Here is an 18,925-nt window from a genome sequence, read left to right as displayed (position 1 = left end):
GGGCGATTTTGTCCGCAATGGACGGTTACTGCACAGCTAGGTCGCGGATGTAGTCGATGACGGCGTCCAGTGCGGAGTCGAGGTAGGCGCCGACGACCGCGTCGTCGAGTTCGTCACCGGACTCGGCGATCCGGGCGGAGACGGCTTCGGCCACCTGGTTTCCCACCTTGGCCGGGAACTGCCGGTACTCGTGGTAGAGGATCGCGGCGATCACCGGCAGGACGACGATGCCGAGCAGGCCGGCGCTGCTCACGCCGAGCAGCTTGACCAGGATCATCTGCACGATGACGGTGACGCCCACCTTCTTGGCCGCGATCAGCACCAGTTTCTGGAACGCGGCGCTGGCCAGCGCGGCCGCGAGCGCCTTGGCTATCGCCACCTTGACGACGGGCAGGGTCAACGCCTTGGCCACCAGTGCGGCCAGGGCCGAGCCGACTGAGGTGTGCAACGCGGAGCTGACGGCCTGCTGCAATGCTTGGGACCCGGTGTTCTTGCCCGCGACAGCCAGGAAATCCTTTCCCTCCCGGCCGATCATTTTGCCGACCGCGGACAGCTCCTTGGCCAGCAACGCCTGGATGTCCGCGCGTTGCACGATCTGGCGGCCCAGATGTTCCGACAGGTCGTCGACCACGTCGTCGGACTGGTAGAACCGCAGGGCCGCCGCCACAACCGCTTCCTGCGTCACGGTTTCCACCCGGCTGGACAGCCCGGAGTCCGGGCTGCGCAGGTACTTCGCCAACTGTCCCGCGTAGCTCGCGCTGACCTTCGGCGGCAGGGTCTGCCCTGAGGCCGTGGTCAGCGTGAGAAGTTCCAGTGTGGACAGTCCGGCTATCCGGCCGCGAATCTCCGTGGCGATCTCCTCGCGCAGCTCGGATCTGCGCTCACCCAGCCGGGCGAGCAGCGGGTCACGGTCGATGCTTTGCTTCAGTTGCGACATGGCGTCCTCCTGGGATGGAGCGGGGGTTCGGATCACGGCCGAAGATCACCCGAGCGTTGTCGACGGCCGAGAATGTGCCGTGGTTGTCCCGTCCGGCCCACACGCGCAGGCACCACAGGACCTTGTTGTCCTGTTCCGGCTCGACATGCAGAACCAGAGAGGTGTTCATACGCGTGTGGTGATGCGATACGGCTTCGGTCATCGGGATGTCCTGCGGCGGGCAACCGGCTTCCACGGCGGCGTCTGCCTGTTTGCTGATCCGCCGGACCGCGTCCAGGGATGCTTCCAGCGCGTTCGCCCATGCGCTGCCTTTCTCCGGAGGCACCAGACGCATCGGCTCATGACTCCTGTCGACGGGGATCAGGCGGCGCAACAAGGAGTCCAGCCACACTGCCCGGATGACTACGCTGTCACGACTGGCTTCCGGCGGCGCGGAAAGCAGATCGTTGACGGCAGTCCGCACTTCCTCGTAACAATCCCCAATCCGTCCTATATGGACCGTTGACTGCGATGTCTTCGTGTCGATCCAGATCAGCGTGGTGTCATGCTCCGCCAGCTGGACCATCAGCCGCACGGCGTCCGCGAGCTGCGGGTCGAGTTCCGCGACCAGGTCGTCCAGCTCCGGCGAGGACGGCAGCTCCTGGGGAACGCCCGTGGCGAGCACGGCATCCAGCTTCGGACCGGGGCCGAGACGCTGGGCCAGGCAGGTCAGGTGGATCGGGAGTTGTTCCTCCTCGATGTCGCCGTCTCCACCGAGTTCGAGCCACACGCGTCGCATGGGACTCGGTTCCGCCGTTTCGACGACGGCCTCATCCGGCGCGAGGAGTGCGTGCAACTCGCCGAGGGCGTCGGTCAGTCCGATCAGATGATCGTGGATCCGGCCGACGGCGGCGGCGAGCGCGGCGCGGTCCGGGAGATCGCCCGGCATCAGTGATCACCCGTGAACGGGTCCCAACGGGGATCCCACATGGGGTCGCCTTCCTCCATGTCGGCGACGTGGACAACGCCGGGGCACGCCCTCATCTGCTTGAGCGAGTCGGTGGCCAGGTAGGCCGGGTAGCCCGCGTGCACTCGCAGGACCCCACGGTCGTCGAGCACCACCCAGTACGGGGTGTTCATTCCCGGGCCGGCGCCGGGCAGGAAGGCCGGTGGCTCCAGGTCTTCCTCGATCTCGATACCGTCGACGACCAGCCGGTACCGGTCCGGTGCGGCGGTGATCGGCAGCGGCGCCGCGGAGATCCCGGCTGTCCGGTCGAAGTCACCGGCCAACCCGGCGTCCCATGCTCGTTGCGCACCACCGTCGGTAGGAACAGCGCAGGTAAGCGCCTGCTCAGCGGGGCCCGCGGCGAACAGTTCAACCGGTGCCGCAGCGGTGTCCCCGACCCGTACGGCTTCGATCCTGGGCACTGTCACCAGCTTCTGACCGTCGAAGTGATCGGCCAGACGCTGCTGGGAGCGCAGGTCCACCTTGGCGACCGAGGCCAGCGCCGCGCCCTCGTCGGGATGCAGCCAGGGCCGTACTCCATCGGCGGTTCCCTTGCACAGCAACAGCTTGGGCGTCAGCTCTTGGTCGACCTGGATCTGGAACCAGACCGTGCCGGAGTTGGCCTCGTCACGATCGTGGCCGTAGACGCCCCACATCATGGAGTGGATGTCCTCACGGACCGAGGAGGCAAGGATCCGGTGCAACGAGGTGAGCGGGCTCAGCCTGCGCCACCGCGACCGGGTGAACGAGCAGCGGGCGAACCGTCCACTTGGGTCGGCCATGTCGAACGGCGTCCCGGCGCGCAGCACGGGTTCGGACTTGCCTTCCGGACCGGCCAGACCGAGGTCCACCGGCAGTGTGGCGAGCAGATTGCCGACGTCGACCCGGACCACGTCTCGTCCGAAATCGCACTCCCCGGGGTTGTAGGCATCCCCGCCGGCCGCCCACGTCGCGCCGATCGAGGCCGCCTGTTTGGCATGTGTCCGCTCGACCACGATGCCACCTGGATCCCACGCCACCGGGCGCCCGCCGTCCGCCCGGGCGAGTTCCTGCGCGAGCGTGTCGGCCACGATCCGGTCCACACCAGGCATGTTGGTGGTCCGGCCGGACAGCGCGACGATGTCGAGCCGCGCGTCCGGGTCGTCGCCGAGCGAGCGGCGGACGAGATCCGCGGCCAGACCCGCCGCGACCTCGACGATCGGCCGCAGCAGTGAGCCGAACTCGTCGGCGGTCAGCTCGATGTCACCGGTGTGCGCGGCCAGTTTCGCCGACCACTCGGTGTCGGGCAACTCCTTGACCAACGCCTCCGACAGCCGGAACTTGCGGCCGCCCGCGTCCTGGCACACCGACGGGTCCACCGGGTTGGCCTTGCCGTTCTCGACCTCGGTCCAGAGCTTCTCGAACGACGCCGTCCTCGGCCGCAGGGTGAGCGCCGGCCCGTGGCTCGCATCCTTGTGGTGCGTGGGAACGAGATCCCGCAACGCCTGACGGATCGCCAGTGGCACCGGGTTCAGGCTCCGCGAGCCGATGACCTTCGGCACGAACGGCGCCTGCGGGTGGTCGGCGTGCAGGACGTCGGCGATCGCCGCCTTGAGCCAGTAGAACATCCGCAGGGTGAGCAGGTCGCCGCCGAGCTGGGGATGCCCTGTCGTACCCAGTACCTGGGGCTTGAGCTCGTACTCACGTCCCTGGGTCTCCGGCTCGTCATCGGCCCCGGCACGTGGCCGGGCCGTCCGGTCGAACAGGTCGATCGCGAGCAGCGCGATATCGGTTGTGCCACCACCGATGTCGATGATCAGCATGTGCTGCCGCCAGCCCCGGCCGTCCATCCCGGGCAACGGACGGGCGCGGTGGCGGAAGGCGTCCAGGCCGGCCTCGCGGAAGCCCGCCATGGTCCGCATCACGAAGTACATCCCGGACCCGACAGCCTCGTCCCAGGACATCCGCAGCTCGCAGTCCAGACAGCCCAGTGAGTCGCGGACGAACCGGCGCATCCGCTCCTTCGCCTGCGGGGCGAGAGTGGTCGGGTAGGTGGCGACGAACTGCCGCAGGCGGGCACCCGGCAGGTCGAGTCCGTCCACCAGGCTGTTGCCGAGCACATCGGTCTCGACCCGGCGTACCAGGTCGTGCACTGCCTGGCCGAGCAGGACTTCACTCTCAGGCAACCAGCCGTCGGGCAACCGCACGTCCATGAGTTCGTTCACCGGCTGGACCCGGTTGAGCCAGCGTTTCATTCCAGGGAACTGGATTCCGGACGCGGTGAACACGGAGGCGGTGTCGTCGAGCAGATGTCCGTCGGTGATGTCGCCTTCACGAGGCACGGACAGGATGCTCGTCACCTCATACGTTCCATAGCGGTTGATCGGCATCGGCCACAGATGGCTGACGCGCAGCGCGGGCTGGTCGAACGCCGTGTCGTACATGCGATGCAGGCGAAGAGCCAAGGTGGCCCGGAGACTCGAATGGCTCTGGTAGCCGAGCAGCCGTTCCACCGCAACGGCCGTGGCACGAGTAAGTGCGGCACTGGTCTGCGGGTCGTCACCGGTACCGAGATGCCCTATCAGCTCGTCGAGCGACCGGAACGGCGGAAGACTCCGCAGTTCGGCCGCCTGCTGGGCGATTTCGGCGAGTTCCGTGCGGATCTCGGCGTCCAGCGAGCGCAACTCCGGTGATCCCAGGAGGTCCGCGAGACCGGCACGCAACTTGCCGATCACGGCCGGGTCGAAGGTGAGCGCGCGGATCTGCTGGTTGCAGAAGAGTGTGACCACTGACGACCACGTGCCGAGGTCGACACCGGCGATGACGTCGGCCCTGCCTGCGGGCCCGCTCGCACGCAGTGGGGAACGCGAGGTGGTCGAGGGTGTGCCCATCATGCGTCGCCTCCAGTCGATGGTTCTGTCATGTCGCGGATCTCGTCGGGCGTGGGTACCGCGTCCTCGCTGAACTGGTCCAGGAATCCGTGTGTTTCTTCGCGAACGGTGTCGAACACGGCCTGCAGCTCCCGGCCGATCTCGCGGTGCATGGCCAGCACCAGGTCACGGCGCAGGCGGAACACGGTGATCGGATCGGCGAAATCGGCAAGACCGTCCCGGCCCAGTCCGAGGATCTTCGGGTGCCATGGAAGGGCGCGATTGGCCGCGAGCGGCTCCGGGTCCACCCGGACGGTGTCCGAACGGGCGGTGCGTACCTCTCGTGCCCGCCGGACAAGCAGGTCAGGATCGAGCAGGGTGTCGATCAGGCGGAACCGGTAGTCGACCCATTCGGGTGACGTGACGGTGCGAAGCCGATCGTGCAGCAATGTGCGGTCGTCACTCCACGGCAGGTCCGGACCACCCAGCCGGCGTGAGACGTCGGCCAGGTTCTCCTCTGCCAGCAACGCGGCCGACCACTGGCGCAAGGCGTTCTCCAGCAATGCGACCGTTGGTCCGGACAGGCTCGTACGGGTGTCGCGGTAGGCGGTGAGCAGCGTCGATGTCGTGATCGCGGGCGCGGTTCCCGGCCTGGGCGCCTCCGGCGGACGCGCTGGCCGCTCGATGATGCCCTTGCCACGTCCGGTTTCAGGCCGTCCGGTGCCCACGCGACGGGTCCGCGCGAGTAGTCCGGTCGGTGGCCACAATGGCCAGTCGTGCACCGCCCGGACGACCAGGCCCAGCAGCTGTTCATCCACTGTGGATTCCCCGACGGGGAGATGGCCGACCAAGCGCTCGTTCTCAAGCCGGTCCCGGCAACGGGCGCACGCCCGGGTGAGCCCGGTTGCCAGGGTCTCGATGCGAGCGCGCTCGGCCCCGCTCGGTGCCGCGCTCGGCTCGACCGGACGCAACAACTCCAGCTGCTCGTCGAGCGCGGCGGCGATGGCCTCGGCTTCGTTGACCACCATCCGGCGCCCGTGCGTGACCAGGTGCCTGCTCAGCAACTCGCGCATATAGCCGATTCCCCCGTCGTGCAGATAAGCCTCCAGCGAAAAGCGCAGCGGGTGCGACTCGTTCGCGGCGGCCATCCGTCGCATGACGGGCTCCCAGCGACCCGGCGCGGCACGCACGCCGTCGAGGTCCTGCGGCCGGGCACCGGCGACCGAATGTCCATAGTGAACAGCACCGGTGAGCGTGGAGGTCAGCGCGACCCGCGCCGGCCGCTTGCGGGTCAGCTCGTCGGCCTCGACGAGCACCGCCCGGAAGTCGATCGACTCCGCGGCCAGGCGCGCGACGGAGTCGACCGGCCCGGCAGGCGGCAGGACCCGGTCGAACCGGTTGGCCACGACCAGGACCGACTCCGCGAGCTCGGGCCGGGCGAACTTGCCCTTCTCCAGCAGCCCGTAAAGCCGGTGCACGTCGTCGTTACGCGGCTTCTCGGCATCGAGCACCACGGTCAGCACGGTGACGGTGGCCAGTTCCTCTTCGGCGAGGAAACGGTCACGCAGGCTGCCCGACGCCAGTCCGGGGAAGTCGAGCAGGTCGACCGCCATCCCGTTGAACGACCAGATGTCCCGGTCCATCTCGACGTCGATCAGGACCTCATGGACCAGGGGCAGCAGGACGCGCAGCCCGTGCGGCTGGGACATCTCGTGCGCGGCGAGGGGCGGACGGTAACGCTGGTGCGGGAACTCGGCCGGAGGTACCCGGCTGTCGCCGATGAGCAAGGCCGCCTCCAGGCTGCCTTCCGACAACACGATCTCGTTGCCCGGCATGGATCTCGGCAGCAGGTGCGCGGCGACCGCCAGCGCGTCGCGGATCGCGAGCAGCTCGCTGGCCCATTGGCGCACCTGGACGTTGAGCTCCATATCAGTCCACATCGGACTCAGGAACGCCTCCAGCGGCTCCCAGTCCGACGCCGCCGGGTCGGCGACGTCGATCAGGGTGTGGCCGCGAAGCCCGCGAACGTCGTAGGCGGGGTTGCCGTCCACCGCGGCGACGATCCCGTCGACGATGAAGTCGACCATCCGCGCGACCGCGTCCGGCGACAGCAGGGTGAACGCGCGGTTGATCACCCTGCTGCCGGCGGCCGCCGGGCGGACGCGCACCCGGGTGATGTTGCCTGTGGAGGGCACGTTCGCCACCGGGAGCAGGCCGGGCAGGTCCAGCAGCAGCGACTGGAGCATCGACTTGCCGGTGGTGAACACGCCCGCGAACCCGGTGGACGGGCAACGCCGGCAGGCCTGGTCCAGGCTGGCCTGCAGTTGCCGCGCACGGGAATGCACGTGTGCCAGATGACTGGGTGGTTTCATCGTGCTCAGCAGGTCGCCGGCGTGCAGTGCCTTGGCACACAACTCGTCGAGCCTGCTCTGGTGGTCAGCGGTCACGGCTGCCTCCCCAAATGATCGGCGCGGGTGCGGTAGTAGGTTTCGCGGCTGTCGTAGTCGAGCCGGGCCGCGACGTTCATGGCGTGATCGGCCAGTGCCGCCTTCTCACCGGCGCGGCGCATCGCGGAGACGTGGCGGAGGCGGTCCTCGTAGCGCAGCAGCTGCGCCTCATCCCGGACCCGCCTGCCGTAGAGAGTGCGGATGTTGAGCAGTTTCATCGTCAGCGGCAGGAGATCCACCAGGACGAACAGCGCGCGGATCACCCACGGCACGGAGTGGACTGTGGCGTTGGACGTGCGCTGCTGGAAGTCGGCGAACGCCTGCTCACGGGCCAGCCAGCCGGCCTGTCCGTGGGTCTGCGCGTACAGCGCCTTGCCTCGCGGCGATTCCCGGAGTTCGTTGACCGCGCCGGAGGTCGGAGTGCGCAGTTCGGCCCATAACACTGTGAGGTTCTGGATCTCTGTGCTGTTGAGACGGGCGCGGTTGTCCCGATCGGCGAGGGCCGTGTCGTGGATCCGTTGGGCGCGTGTGAGGTTCTCCCATTCCGCTCTCGTCTGCGGGCCGGAGCCACGGACCCCGGTGCCGCTGGTGCCGTCGGCTTCCCCGTTGTAGTTCGCGCGGGCCTCGTCGACCACACGTTTCTTCTGCGCGAGATCCGCGTCGAGGTCGGCGATCTCTGTGCGCAGCGTCTGGATCCTCGGCAGGAGCGCGTCCGCCTCGGTTGCGGCCAGTGCGGCGATGTCCCGCTCGAAGGCGACGTCGCCGTTGCGGGTCAACTCCTGGTCGACCTCCGGTCGGAAGATCATCAGCACCAGCGCCTCGCTGACCAGGTAGGCGATCGCCAGTGCCATGGCGAACCGCAGGACGTAGACGCCCACGCGGGAGACTCCGGAACCGCGGTCGGCCGACGGCGGCGGAACCGCGAGCCAGCCGTCCTCATGCCCCTTTTCACTTCCGTTGACCGGCGGCCCGGAACGCGTAACAATGACGCGTCGATTGACGATGTTCTGATCCGCGAGCGACTCAGCCCGGTCAAGACGGCCATAATTGGGTTCGATGAGGATCATCCGGTCGACCTGGAAGACGATCACGCCCCAAATCAGCGCCGGAACAATGAACCACGTGTGTAATGCGCCGATGACTGTCTGCAGGTACAAGATGAGCGAACCAGCGGCCACAAGCGCGATGAGAACGACGAACATGCCGGTCCCCGCCGCGCGATAGCGTTCTGTTCTCGTCTCCACCTTGCCCGGGTCGGTACCCGCCACCCAGAGCAAGGTTCTCGTCAGGCCCGCGGGCCGGTCCCGAGCAGCGTGCGCGGGAGGTGGCCCGGGTTGCGGCAAGCCGTACGGACCGTGCCCGTTCGTGGTGGAACTGTTGACCGGCATTCCCCCATCGCCTCCCCGTCTCCGATTGCCGGGCGGGGTCACACCAATTGACCCGGCACCGCGGAAAGCTAACTACCAGCCCTTTCACCCACCTTGCCGCGACCTTGCAACGATCTTCCACGCAAGTGTTACGAAATGGCGCGCGGGACGACTTATCTGATGTAGCCGTCCGGGAGGTCACGACAAACGCATGGTCAATTCCTTCATTCGTGTACTCGGCCGCATCGGGCTCGTCACCGGTAACGAGTTCGTGCCATTGCCGAAACAGCAGGCAAAGGTGCTCGCCGTACTTGCGGCGGCGCCGCGCGGGCAGTTGGTCGAGCCGTACGTCCTGGCCGACATGCTGTGGCCCGACCGGCCTGAACCTGGCCGGCTGTATCCCGTGATGACCCGGTTGCGAGACCAGATCAAGCCCGCCGGGGTGACCGTCTCGTTCGCGCAGCGGGACATCGGCTACCAGCTTGAAAAGGCGCCCACTGAAAACGGCGTGCACCCGGTCGACGCCGTCGACCGGCACCGGTTCAAAGCCCTGGTCGACGAAGCGGAGCAGCTCGTTGCGACGAGCTCGGTCGCCAGTGCACTGGACAGGCTGCGCCAGGCAGCGGCGATGTGGCACGGCACCCCGTTCTCGGTCGTCGACGACGACTGGGAACCACGCATGCCCGTGATTTGCGGATCTGCCAGGGGACTGCTGGAGAACCAGCAGGTCCGGCTCGCCCGGCTGTGGGCGCAGGCCGGACTGCTGACCGGGGAGCACGAGGTACTCGACTGGATGGCCCAGGACCAGTCGCTGACCGGTCGGCTCGACGCGAACCAGTTGTTCTGGCTGCTGCGCATCGCGGACCTGCTCGACGACGACGAACCGGCACAAGCGGCCCAACTCGTGGAACAGCGGGAGAGGCACGACGCCATGACCGCACGCGCCGACAACCTCGTTCAGTTGCACGGCCTCGGCGTCGAGTTCCAGCTCAAACTCCCGGCGCTCCCCGAGGCGACGGAGAAACCCACATGGCCGGAGCCGGGCACCCGTCCGATCGTCGAGTACCTCGCCGCCGTCCGCGACGGGCGCGCCTCGATCCTGCGTTCTGCCGGCGATTCGGTGAACCTGTCACGGTTCCAGGACCTGGCAAGGGCAAACGGGGTCCGCACGGTGCGGGTCAGTGCCAACGGTTTCGCGACGTTGCGTGCCGTCCTGGCCGAACTCGTGGTCTCGGTGCTGCGCGATCCGTTGACGCCATGGGACAAGGACATCGTGGCGGCGAGCAACTTCGTCATCGATCCTCGCCGGACGGAACAGAGCATCGCCCGGATGGTCGAGATCATGGTCGCCATGGTCAAGCGGGCCGTTGCCCGTGGACCGTTCGTGATCCTCGTGGAGAACGCGCGTGAGCTGGATCCCGCCGCCGGCAACGTGATCGACCAGGTGGCGCGGCGGTGCGACCGCAATCGGTTCGGGTTTGTCCTGTCCGACGCGGGTGAAAAGCATGCTGTGCCCGCTTCCGGGCCGGTCACGGTGCCCGAGCCCGGCCTGGACTGGCTCTCAGCCGCCGCCATCACCGAGGCGAACCTGGAGATCGACACCGCGCTCGTCGCCCGGATCGTGGGAGCGTCGGCCGACGAGACGGACGCGAATCTCGCCGCAGCACTCAGATCCGGTGCCGTGCAGCTCATTCACGGAACTGCCTCATTCACCTCCGGCGAGCGCCGTGACGCCGTCCTGGCCGAGCTTGCGACCTCGCCAGCGACCGCGAGACGGTTACACCACAAGGCATTCGTCGAGCTGTCCGGTACCGCCGCGGCGACTCCGGCGGCGTTGGCCTGGCATGCGCTTTCCGCGCGACCGGACCTGCCGGACGACATAGCCGCTGCTGCCCTTGCGAACGCTGCCCGGGACGCACGGGAACGCCGTGACCATGACGAGGCACTGGATTTCGCCTCACGTGGGCTTGGCCTCACCACAGACCGTGACCTGCGGTTCACGATGTACCTGGTGCAGGGAGACGCTCACCACGACCGGGCCGACATGCCGGCCGCGGCAGCGTCCTACCAGGCGGCTTACCGAGTAGCGCAGGACGCGCCCTTGTTGCGGGCCACAGCAGTCGTCCGGCTGGCCAGGCGCTGGTCGGTTCCGGGCCGTACCGACCAGGAACTTCTGTCGCTGCTGGAGAAGTGCCGTGCGGAGCTCGATCCGATCGCCGACGACGCCGAGGGCAGAGGCCTATGGCTGCAGGTGAGCGCGCATCTGGCCCACAAGTCCTCGATGGCTCTGCAACCAAGCGACATCGGCGCCGCCACTTCCCCTCCGGGAGTGGCCATCGCCCGCGCGGTCGTCGCGGAGCTCTCGCCGGACGACCCCGCCGAGACTGCGTGCGACGTGCTTACCGAGTGCCGCTGGGCGCTGTTCGACTTCGCATCACCGGCGGAGATGCGCGCGATCAGCCAGATGCTGGAACGGGCTGCCTACCAGGCAGGCAAGGAACACTTCATCGGCGAAGCGTTGATCACCACGACGATCGACCAGCTGCGCCTGGGTGACCTGCACGCCGCCCAGGCGACGGTGGCGCGGCACCGGGAGATCACCGACCGCTCGCAGCACGGCCTGATGCCGTGGTTGCAGTCGACTTTGGACACCATGTCCGACCTCTGGCTGGGCCACCTCGACTCGGCCGAGCGGCGCCTGCTCGGGCCGGCCCGGGAGCTGCTGGCCCGGATGAGCACACCGGTCACCGGCGACTCACTCGACCAGACATGGCTGGCGCAGGCGTTCTGGCTACGCCGGCAACAGGGACGGCTGGCGGAACTGTCCCTGGAGACCATCGGCGGACGGGTCGAGGATCGCCAGTACTTCACCGTGTGGATGGCCGCCAATGCCCTGCTGCACAGCGAAACCGGCGACTCCGAGTCCGCTATGGACAGCCTGGGGGCACTGTTTCACCGTACTGAGGGACTGCGTGTTCTCCCGCCGCACGGATACTCCGTATCGGTCTTCGCCCTCATCGCGGAGACCATCGACGGTCTCGCTCGCCGTGGGCACCCGCGTGACGACCTCGCTGAGTTCTGCAGGCGCACCGACAAGCTGCTCGCGAACCACGACGGTGAACTGGTCATGGCAGGGTGGCCGGCAGTCCTGCTCGGCCCGGTCGAGATGTTCCGCGCACGCCTCGCCCTCGCCATGGACGATCACCTGACCGCACTGTCCCTTTTGGACATCTGCGAAGGGAAGGTGCAAGCGGCACCGGCACAACTGGCCTGGTACCGCCTTCACCGGGCACGCGCCGTCCTCGGCCTGGGCGGCGAGGCACAGACATTGCTCAACTCCGCCCTGACCACGGCCAAGAAGCACGGCTTGGACGCACTGGCCGACGCCATCGACACACTATGATCCCAGGGTGACCACACGTGCCCACTCAGGCGGCGCGTCCGGCCTGTAGTCGGGATCGTCCTCGCTCCACGCATCGGCTGGGCGCTGCCGAGGAAAGAGCCCCACCACTGTCCGGCATGACGGCCGCGCATCGGGCCAGGGTGTCTGTCCGTCGGTCAGGGCCACGATGACGTCCGGGCGAGGGCTGGTGCGCAGGGCCTTGGCAAAGCCCGTGCGCAGATCCGTGCCGCCACCACCCACCAATGGAATTCCCTCAGCACGGCACAGCGGATGTGCGACATGGGCAGCGGAATCGCACGACAGCACCGTGACAAGATCGCGCCGGCCGCCCACGGCACGGCCGATAGCGGCGACTTCGAGGATCGCGCTGCCCAGTTCGGCGTCACTCACAGAGCCGGAGGTGTCGATGACCACGCAGACCCGAGGCGGCCTGCGCCGCAGACTCGGCATGACGACTCCGGGCAGACTGACAGACCTACGCGACGGTCGGCCATAGGTGTAATCCTCACCCGCGCCAGGGCCGGAGGTCGCCGAACGGACGGCCGCGCCCAGCAGTTCCCGCCACGGCTGCGGCGGGTGGAAAGCCTCTTCCGCCCACCGTTTCCAGCCTCTCGGGACGCTCCCCGGCCGGGCGTTGATGCCCTGCGCCACGCGGAACCGGACGGAGTCCCGTTCCTGCTCGCTGAGCCCGTGCGCCCCGTCGGCTCCCAGGTCCCATTCCCGCTCCAGCCCGTCGGCACCGCTGCCGCAGTCCAGCCAGGCCAAGCCCGCGGTGAACGGCCCGAGCTGGAACTGGCGCAGGTAGTCCTCCATCAGCTGCCCCTCCTGCAGCCTGAGGAGCTCTGGCTGGACAGCACCCTTGGGCTCCGCCAACCCATCGCCGAACACATCGTCGTTGATCTCACAGTCCGCGGCGATGTTCATCCGCAATCGCTCCGCCGGTCCGGTCAGTCCGTGTTTCACCGCGAACCGGTCGCTGCGACCGTGATGGTCGCGCAGCAAATGGGAGACCTCGTGCACCCACACCCCGGCCAACTCCTCCAACGGAGTGCGATCCACGAACGCCGGCGAGACGTAGCAACGCCAGTGGCTGTCCACGGCCATTGTCGGCACTCGCCGCGATTCCACTGTGTGCAACGCGAACAGGGCCGTCGCCAGATACGGTCGGACCCGGACCGCGTGCAACCGAGCGGCGAAGAGCTTCTCCTCGTCCAGGATCATCGGCTGGTCCCTGCGCCGACCGCGGCTCGGTTGGCCCGCTGCGACAGCGATACCACTCCGGCGAGGTCCTCGATCGCCGCTGGAACCTGCCAGCCGTCGCGGCGCAGCGCGGCGAGCGTGGTCGCCGGTACGACCACCAAGTCCGGGGCTCCCGTCTCCAAAGCCTGGACCAGCAAAGCCCACGCCGCGTCCCAGCGGGATTGCTCCGGTCGTCTACGCACTGCCTCCACCACGCCGTCGAGCACCGTCTGACGCAAGTCGCCCCGCTCGGGCAGGACGGCCGCCGCCGGGTCCGCCAGCAGCGCCTCGGGGTCCGGCAGGTCCATCCGGTCCAGGCTGGCCAGCAACTCCAACCCTGGACCGTCTCCCACAGTGCCCCGCACCAACATGGACAGTACTTCCCGAGAGGTGCAAGCCGCAGTGGCGAAGGCGATCAGGCGCAGTGTCATTTCCCAGCTTCGTGGCGAAGGCCAAGCGCCGCCGCGGCGTGCTTCGTTCTTCGGCAGTTGATGCACAAGTCCGGGCCGGGCGGCAAGGAGCGTGCACACTGCCCGGCGGGAGAACGCCACGGCGTCGTGCAGCAGCCCCGGGTCGAGTCGTGGCAACGCCGCCTGCGGCCAAGTCCCGCCGAGCCCTCGCACCACGACCTCGTGGTCGTAGGTCCACTGTAGATGGACGAACCGGTTGGCCAGCGGTGCGCTCAGCTCCCAGCCGTCGGCCGCGGAGGAGCGCGGATTGGCGGCGGCCACGATGCGGACGCCAGGCGGAAGTCGCAGAGCGCCAACCCGACGCTCAAGCACGAGGCGCAGCAGCGCTGCCTGGACAGCCGGTGGCGCGGTGGACAGCTCGTCCAGGAACAGGAGTCCTTTGCCCGCCCGGACCAGACGCACGGCCCAGTCCGGCGGAGCCATCGGAATACCTTGTGCCGCGGGATCATCACCGACCACCGGCAGACCGGAGAAGTCGGACGGCTCGTGCACGCTGGCGATCACCGTGGTCAGCGGCAGGTCGAGGGCTTCGGCAAGGTGGCTCAGGGCCGCGGTCTTGCCGATCCCGGGCTCGCCCCACAGCAGCACCGGCAAGTCGGCGGACACGGCCAGGGTCAAGGCTTCCAACTGCGTGTCCGGACGCGGCTCAGTGGCCGTGTCGTGCAGCAGTGCGAGTAGATCGGCAGCGAGGTCAAGCGGCGCTCCGGAAGTTCTGTCCATGGTGGATACAGGCATGGTCGAATCACCTTTCAGGTCAAGTCGAGGATTCTGAGAGAGTCAGCGAGAAGCAGCGTGACGCGGATGGGTCCGGACACCGCGGCGAGCGTCCTTGATAACCGGAGGCGGTCCGAATCCGGCTAGTCCGGCCCGATACAGCCCATGAGTGACCCGGCGGCGCACCGCCGTCTCCAACTCGTCGCGCAGTGCTCCGCTGCGCAGGAGTACATCCGGTCCGAGCAGGCTTTCCACAGCAGCCAAAGCACCGGCGGCGTCACCGTGGTCGAGACGGGCCCGAACGTCCACAAGGCACTCCGGCCGCCGGTGCGCCTCGTCGATCGCCAGCAGGCATGGCAGCGCTGGACCACCCAACGCGACCAGCAGTTCCTCCCGGCGAATCTCGTCGGAGTCGTGATCCAACGGGACGAGCACCCCGTTCACCAGGCCGATCCGGTGCTCGGCGCCACGGCACTGCACCAGACGCGAATTCCTTGCGCTGTCCGGACTTCGTGACGCCGGCCGATGCCCCGGTACGAGCGATGAGGCGACAAGCGGATGCAGCCGATCGGGATCGATCAACCCTTCGCGGAGCAATTCCAGGTCAGGTAGCACCCAGGTCGCCGCGTCCGGCAGGACCGGCCACACACGGTCTTTCGCGGGGCTCCTTGACTTGGGCGCTCCCAAATCGAGCATCAGCCGCCGGGTGCCGAGCCGCACGGTGACGACGCCATCCGCTCGTCCCTCCGCACGCAGCAACAGCTCCGCCTCAGCCACCCACCGGTCCACGGCGCAGCCGCTTCTCTCCGGCAACATCTCAGCAGGAATCTGGTCCACTGTGGAATCACTGCCCGCAGACCGTTCCCACAACTCATCGGCCCTGCGCGCATCCCACAAGTGGCGGTGCAGGTCGAGGCGAAAACGCCTGTCGGGACGAGGATGCGGGTGTCCGCGCGCACCATCCCCAGGCTGCGCCGGATCCCACAGCGCGAGGCTGATCCGCTGACCGGCATCAGCCCAAGCCGGCGGCGTACGCGCCACAAGATGCACCGCGCCGCCACTGTCAGTCCCTGCCGGAGGGTATCGAGCCAAGGAGACAGTCAGGCCTGGGCGTAATAGCCCGTCCGGGCCGATCCTCGGAAAATGCCATCGCAGCAAGTCAGGAGCCAGATGTCGCAGGTCAGCACGGACCTGTGCGGCAAACTGCCGGCCACGTGTACGCCCGACAGCACGCAGGTTCAGATCCACATCAACCCGCGCGGCAGCACACGCCCCAGCCCAGTCGCCTACGGCACGGCGGGCGGTCGCGGACTCGATCATCGACGGCGGCACGGCGAACTCACGCACACGCAACCAGAAAAGAAGGCGGGAATCCCCATTCGCAGTCCAGGAGCGCATCAGCACTCACCTTTTGCGGACGGGACCCCCGATCTGCACGAGTAGGTAAACATCACGATCACCGTACCAGGATCACCGCCGCCCTGTCTGTAGGAAAGCCGAACCCCAGCGATGGACACGCCAGTTCGTGGTCTTGTACGGTCGACGCCGTGATGCGTGTGCGTGACCTCTCCCGGCTGAGTGTTGTGTTCCTCAGCCGTCGGGCGGAGGTGCCCGTGCACACGCATGAGATGCAGCGTTTGCTGCGGCAGAACCGAGCGGGATGGACCGACCAGCGCTGACGTGCGGCAGTCCTTGGGAACCATCTCGTTTACTCGGAGAAACAGTCATGACAACAGTGCTGTGCGTACCGCAATGGCAAGGATCCGCTTCGGAAAAGGCACCTCTGCTGGCCCCCGGTGCACATCGGACCGCAGAACTCCTGCAGGCGGACACCGTGGTGTCAGTGCCGGTTGCCCACGGCGGCAACGACATCACCGACGGGATCCGCGCACGCGGGGTCCTCGTGGAGAACCTGAGACTGACCGGCGAAGCGCTGGCCGGGATCGACGACTTCGTGATCACTGTGGGCGGCGACTGCGGGGTGGACATCGCCCCGATCGCCGCCGCTCGCCAGCGATACGGCGACCAACTGACGGTGCTGTGGATCGACGCGCATCCCGATGTGTACGGGCCCGGCGAGCTCCCTTCGGGGGCGTTCCACGGCATGGTCGTCCGCACGCTGCTCGGCGACGGTCCCGCCCTGCTGACCCCGGCACAGACATTGGCTCCAGCACAGGTGATTCTCGCCGGGGTCAGGGCAGGCGGCGCCAGTGAACGTGACTACCTCCGCAAGACTGGCCTGCGTGTACACGGTGTCGACGAGTTGGCGAAGGCGTTCGACGGACTTTCCGGCCCGACATATGTCCACGTCGACCTGGACGTGCTCGATCCTGCTGAGTTCGGCTCGGTCTGCTATCCCGAACCACACGGTGTCCGGTCGTCCGATCTGGCCGACCTGATCTCACGACTGGACAATGTCGTCGGCGCGGCCATCACCGAACATGCCCCGGCCGCCGACAACCCCGGCGAAGCCGACGTCATCCGGCACCTTGGCGCCGCGCTTCGCCGGTGATCTGCCTTTACCCGGTGTAGCGGGCGTCGGTGCCGTAAAGCTCCCTGGTGAAAGCGGAAATGTAGGTGTGCGCGTCGGAAGCGCCGAGGTTGTAGGTCAGGTACACGCCGTAGCCCTCGCTCACTGTTCGCTTGGCGAGGCTGGCGGCGGTGCTGCTGGGTGTCGCGTTGATGTGGACGGCCGCCGGGGAGAGCCTGGCCTTGGACAGGGCGATGTTCGGCACGCCCCACGTGCCGTAGTAGGGATTCCAGGCGTAGTCGAACTTCGACGCGATGTTCACACCGCCATACGACAACCGTGACGCCGCCGGGCCGATGTTGTACAGCGTGATGAGTTTGTTCGGCATCGCCGCACGCAACGCCGAGACGAGATACACGAAGGAGCTCGCGTTTGGCTGGCCGGTACCGTTTTTGCCGTATTCCGCGTACTCGTCGTCGAAGTCGATGCCGTCCAAGCCGTACTTGGCCACGGTGTCGGACAACTGCTTCGCGAAGGCCTCGGCGGCCTGTTTGGACGGGAAGTTGGCGAACCCGGCGCCCTCGTGGTTGCCCAGGATCGACAGCGTGACCTTGATTCCCTTGGCCTGCAACGGCCGGACCTGCGTGGCCACGTTGTCCAGCACACGCTGCACATTCGGATTGAAGTACAGGTACGCCGACTTCCTGGCGACGTCATAGTTGATGTTGGCCGCGAAGATCACACCGATGTCGAACACGTTGCCGCTGCCGTTGGCCAGCGTGTACTTGCCCACGTTCAGCATGCTGTTGCTGTTCACCTCGACGTACGCCACGGAGACCGGCCCGGTCTTCGCGAGCGCGCTCGCCGTGACCGTGGTCCCTCCGGTCATCAACGCGACCGCCGCCACAAGCGCACCGATCTGACGAATTCTGGACACCATTGATCAACTCCCGTCGACTGGGGTTGGCAGGGTCATCCCCAGCAGCGAACCAGCACCGGAGTCCCGGCGTCCACGTGTCGCGTCACGTCTGTCCGGTGAGTTGTCCTTCGCAGTTTTCAGTCGATGGCAGCGATCAGGTCATTCTCCCGGATCTGTCCGAATTGGACACACTGGCCGTGCGGGCCAACGACGAACCGGACATCGCCGTCTTGCGCGACACGCTGGTTCGGCGCGCCAGCGGAGCTCGCGGCCGCCCAGGCTGGCTAGGTAGCGACGCGCAGGCCGTCGCAGACCACGGCCATGACACGCATCGCCATCTCCGCGTCGCCGTTCGCCCGCTCAGAAGCGAAGTGAACACTGTTGAGCAGGACGTGGATCTCGGCCATGCCGATGTCCGACCGGACCGCGCCGGCCGCTTGCGCCCGCTCGACAAGCCGTTCGATGGCCTGTTCGAGTTGCTCGGCGACGGCCGCGATCCTGGCCTGCGCGTCGAAACCGACGCCGGCGAGCACCTCGGCCAGCGCCCGGTTGGCCATCCCTCGTTCGACCATGCCGAAACAGAAACCGAAGAACGCCGCACCGGGGTCGTCGGTGTCGTCGAGCACTCGCGCTTCTTCGACCAGCACCTCGACATGGCTGACCACAATCGCTTCAAGCAGCGATTCCTTGGTCGGGAAATGCCGGTGCATGGTGCCGGCACCCACACCGGCCCGCCGGGCGATCTCGTCGACCGGTACGGACAGTCCTTCGGTGGCGAACGCCTTACGCGCGGCCTCGAGAAGTTTGTCACGGTTGCGCCGGGCATCCGCCCGCATCGGACGTGTTTTCGCTGCTGGGGAGCGGTCCGCGACCATGGTGTTCCTCGTTTCCTGACCCGCTATACAACCGGGGTGCGGATCCCGTATAGTCGAAACGGGACCCGCACCCCGGATAATAGACCAGGAGATCAGCACCCAACCAGTTCGCCGAGCTGCTCAAGACCAGCTGAGGTGAACACCCGCACCAGCCCCGCCATCGAGCCCGAGCTCAAGCGGATGGCCGTGGTCGCTCACCGGTTACATCCTCGCGTTGTCGATGAGCATCCCGCTGACGGGCCGGCAAGCT

The 18,925-nt window shown here is 67.5% G+C and carries 13 protein-coding genes; 3 read left to right on the top strand and 10 right to left on the bottom strand.

The window, feature by feature from the left end; all coding sequences use genetic code 11:
- Nucleotides 1-25 precede the first annotated feature (25 nt).
- From JOF56_RS25725 to JOF56_RS25705, 5 genes are read right to left on the bottom strand one after another with little or no spacing between them, the layout of a single operon-like run.
- Entirely contained in the window at nucleotides 26-937 is a 912-nt protein-coding gene (locus tag JOF56_RS25725) for a hypothetical protein (protein ID WP_209642072.1), read from the bottom strand.
- A complete protein-coding gene (locus JOF56_RS25720) occupies nucleotides 906-1,865 on the bottom strand; it encodes a hypothetical protein (RefSeq protein WP_209642071.1) in 960 nt (319 codons plus the stop codon). Before JOF56_RS25720 ends, JOF56_RS25725 begins: the two co-directional genes overlap by 32 nt.
- A complete protein-coding gene (locus JOF56_RS25715) occupies nucleotides 1,865-4,795 on the bottom strand; it encodes an Hsp70 family protein (protein WP_209642070.1) in 2,931 nt (976 codons plus the stop codon). Before JOF56_RS25715 ends, JOF56_RS25720 begins: the two co-directional genes overlap by 1 nt.
- On the bottom strand, nucleotides 4,792-7,218 hold the full coding sequence (locus JOF56_RS25710; RefSeq protein ID WP_209642069.1) for a GTPase domain-containing protein: 2,427 nt from the start codon (nucleotides 7,216-7,218) through the stop codon (nucleotides 4,792-4,794). The genes JOF56_RS25715 and JOF56_RS25710 overlap by 4 nt, the downstream gene beginning before the upstream one ends.
- A complete protein-coding gene (locus tag JOF56_RS25705; RefSeq protein WP_209642068.1) occupies nucleotides 7,215-8,606 on the bottom strand; it encodes a DUF4407 domain-containing protein in 1,392 nt (463 codons plus the stop codon). The genes JOF56_RS25710 and JOF56_RS25705 overlap by 4 nt, the downstream gene beginning before the upstream one ends.
- 190 nt (nucleotides 8,607-8,796) lie before the next feature.
- Here JOF56_RS25705 and JOF56_RS25700 point away from each other — a divergent pair, with 190 nt between their 5' ends.
- Nucleotides 8,797-11,988, top strand: a complete 3,192-nt coding sequence (locus tag JOF56_RS25700; protein ID WP_209642067.1) for an AfsR/SARP family transcriptional regulator — start codon at nucleotides 8,797-8,799, stop codon at nucleotides 11,986-11,988.
- Here JOF56_RS25700 and JOF56_RS25695 read toward each other — a convergent pair.
- From JOF56_RS25695 to JOF56_RS25685, 3 genes are read right to left on the bottom strand one after another with little or no spacing between them, the layout of a single operon-like run.
- Nucleotides 11,983-13,209, bottom strand: a complete 1,227-nt coding sequence (locus JOF56_RS25695; RefSeq protein ID WP_209642066.1) for a vWA domain-containing protein — start codon at nucleotides 13,207-13,209, stop codon at nucleotides 11,983-11,985. The genes JOF56_RS25700 and JOF56_RS25695 overlap by 6 nt on opposite strands.
- A complete protein-coding gene (locus JOF56_RS25690) occupies nucleotides 13,206-14,432 on the bottom strand; it encodes an AAA family ATPase (protein ID WP_209642065.1) in 1,227 nt (408 codons plus the stop codon). Before JOF56_RS25690 ends, JOF56_RS25695 begins: the two co-directional genes overlap by 4 nt.
- Nucleotides 14,433-14,474: 42 nt before the next feature.
- On the bottom strand, nucleotides 14,475-15,188 hold the full coding sequence (locus tag JOF56_RS25685; protein WP_209642064.1) for a hypothetical protein: 714 nt from the start codon (nucleotides 15,186-15,188) through the stop codon (nucleotides 14,475-14,477).
- A gap of 770 nt (nucleotides 15,189-15,958) precedes the next feature.
- Here JOF56_RS25685 and JOF56_RS59575 point away from each other — a divergent pair.
- Both JOF56_RS59575 and JOF56_RS25680 read left to right on the top strand, forming a co-directional pair.
- Complete coding sequence (locus tag JOF56_RS59575; RefSeq protein ID WP_281065488.1) at nucleotides 15,959-16,090, top strand: hypothetical protein; 132 nt, start codon at nucleotides 15,959-15,961, stop codon at nucleotides 16,088-16,090.
- A gap of 47 nt (nucleotides 16,091-16,137) precedes the next feature.
- Nucleotides 16,138-16,923, top strand: coding sequence for an arginase family protein (locus JOF56_RS25680; RefSeq protein WP_209642063.1), 786 nt, complete (start codon nucleotides 16,138-16,140; stop codon nucleotides 16,921-16,923).
- Nucleotides 16,924-16,930: 7 nt separating this feature from the next.
- On the opposite strand, the gene JOF56_RS25675 is transcribed toward JOF56_RS25680, so the two are convergent.
- On the bottom strand, nucleotides 16,931-17,821 hold the full coding sequence (locus tag JOF56_RS25675; RefSeq protein ID WP_209642062.1) for an endo-beta-N-acetylglucosaminidase H: 891 nt from the start codon (nucleotides 17,819-17,821) through the stop codon (nucleotides 16,931-16,933).
- Nucleotides 17,822-18,084: 263 nt separating this feature from the next.
- Nucleotides 18,085-18,636 carry a TetR/AcrR family transcriptional regulator gene (locus JOF56_RS25670; protein ID WP_209642061.1) on the bottom strand — a complete coding sequence of 184 codons (552 nt, stop codon included), beginning with the start codon at nucleotides 18,634-18,636 and terminating at the stop codon, nucleotides 18,085-18,087.
- Nucleotides 18,637-18,925: the final 289 nt, after the last annotated feature.

Origin of the sequence: Kibdelosporangium banguiense (assembly GCF_017876405.1) — a bacterium.
Lineage (GTDB): Bacteria > Actinomycetota > Actinomycetes > Mycobacteriales > Pseudonocardiaceae > Kibdelosporangium > Kibdelosporangium banguiense.
Note: the sequence above shows the minus strand (reverse complement) of the source record. Positions and strands in the feature narration are given on the sequence as shown.

Coding starts and splice junctions, on each gene's coding strand:
- JOF56_RS25725 (WP_209642072.1), bottom strand. CDS start 937: ATGTCGCAACTGAAGCAAAGCATCGACCGTGACCCGCTGCTCGCCCGG.
- JOF56_RS25720 (WP_209642071.1), bottom strand. CDS start 1,865: ATGCCGGGCGATCTCCCGGACCGCGCCGCGCTCGCCGCCGCCGTCGGC.
- JOF56_RS25715 (WP_209642070.1), bottom strand. CDS start 4,795: ATGATGGGCACACCCTCGACCACCTCGCGTTCCCCACTGCGTGCGAGC.
- JOF56_RS25705 (WP_209642068.1), bottom strand. CDS start 8,606: ATGCCGGTCAACAGTTCCACCACGAACGGGCACGGTCCGTACGGCTTG.
- JOF56_RS25700 (WP_209642067.1), top strand. CDS start 8,797: ATGGTCAATTCCTTCATTCGTGTACTCGGCCGCATCGGGCTCGTCACC.
- JOF56_RS25695 (WP_209642066.1), bottom strand. CDS start 13,209: ATGATCCTGGACGAGGAGAAGCTCTTCGCCGCTCGGTTGCACGCGGTC.
- JOF56_RS25690 (WP_209642065.1), bottom strand. CDS start 14,432: ATGCCTGTATCCACCATGGACAGAACTTCCGGAGCGCCGCTTGACCTC.
- JOF56_RS25680 (WP_209642063.1), top strand. CDS start 16,138: ATGACAACAGTGCTGTGCGTACCGCAATGGCAAGGATCCGCTTCGGAA.
- JOF56_RS25675 (WP_209642062.1), bottom strand. CDS start 17,821: ATGGTGTCCAGAATTCGTCAGATCGGTGCGCTTGTGGCGGCGGTCGCG.
- JOF56_RS25670 (WP_209642061.1), bottom strand. CDS start 18,636: ATGCGGGCGGATGCCCGGCGCAACCGTGACAAACTTCTCGAGGCCGCG.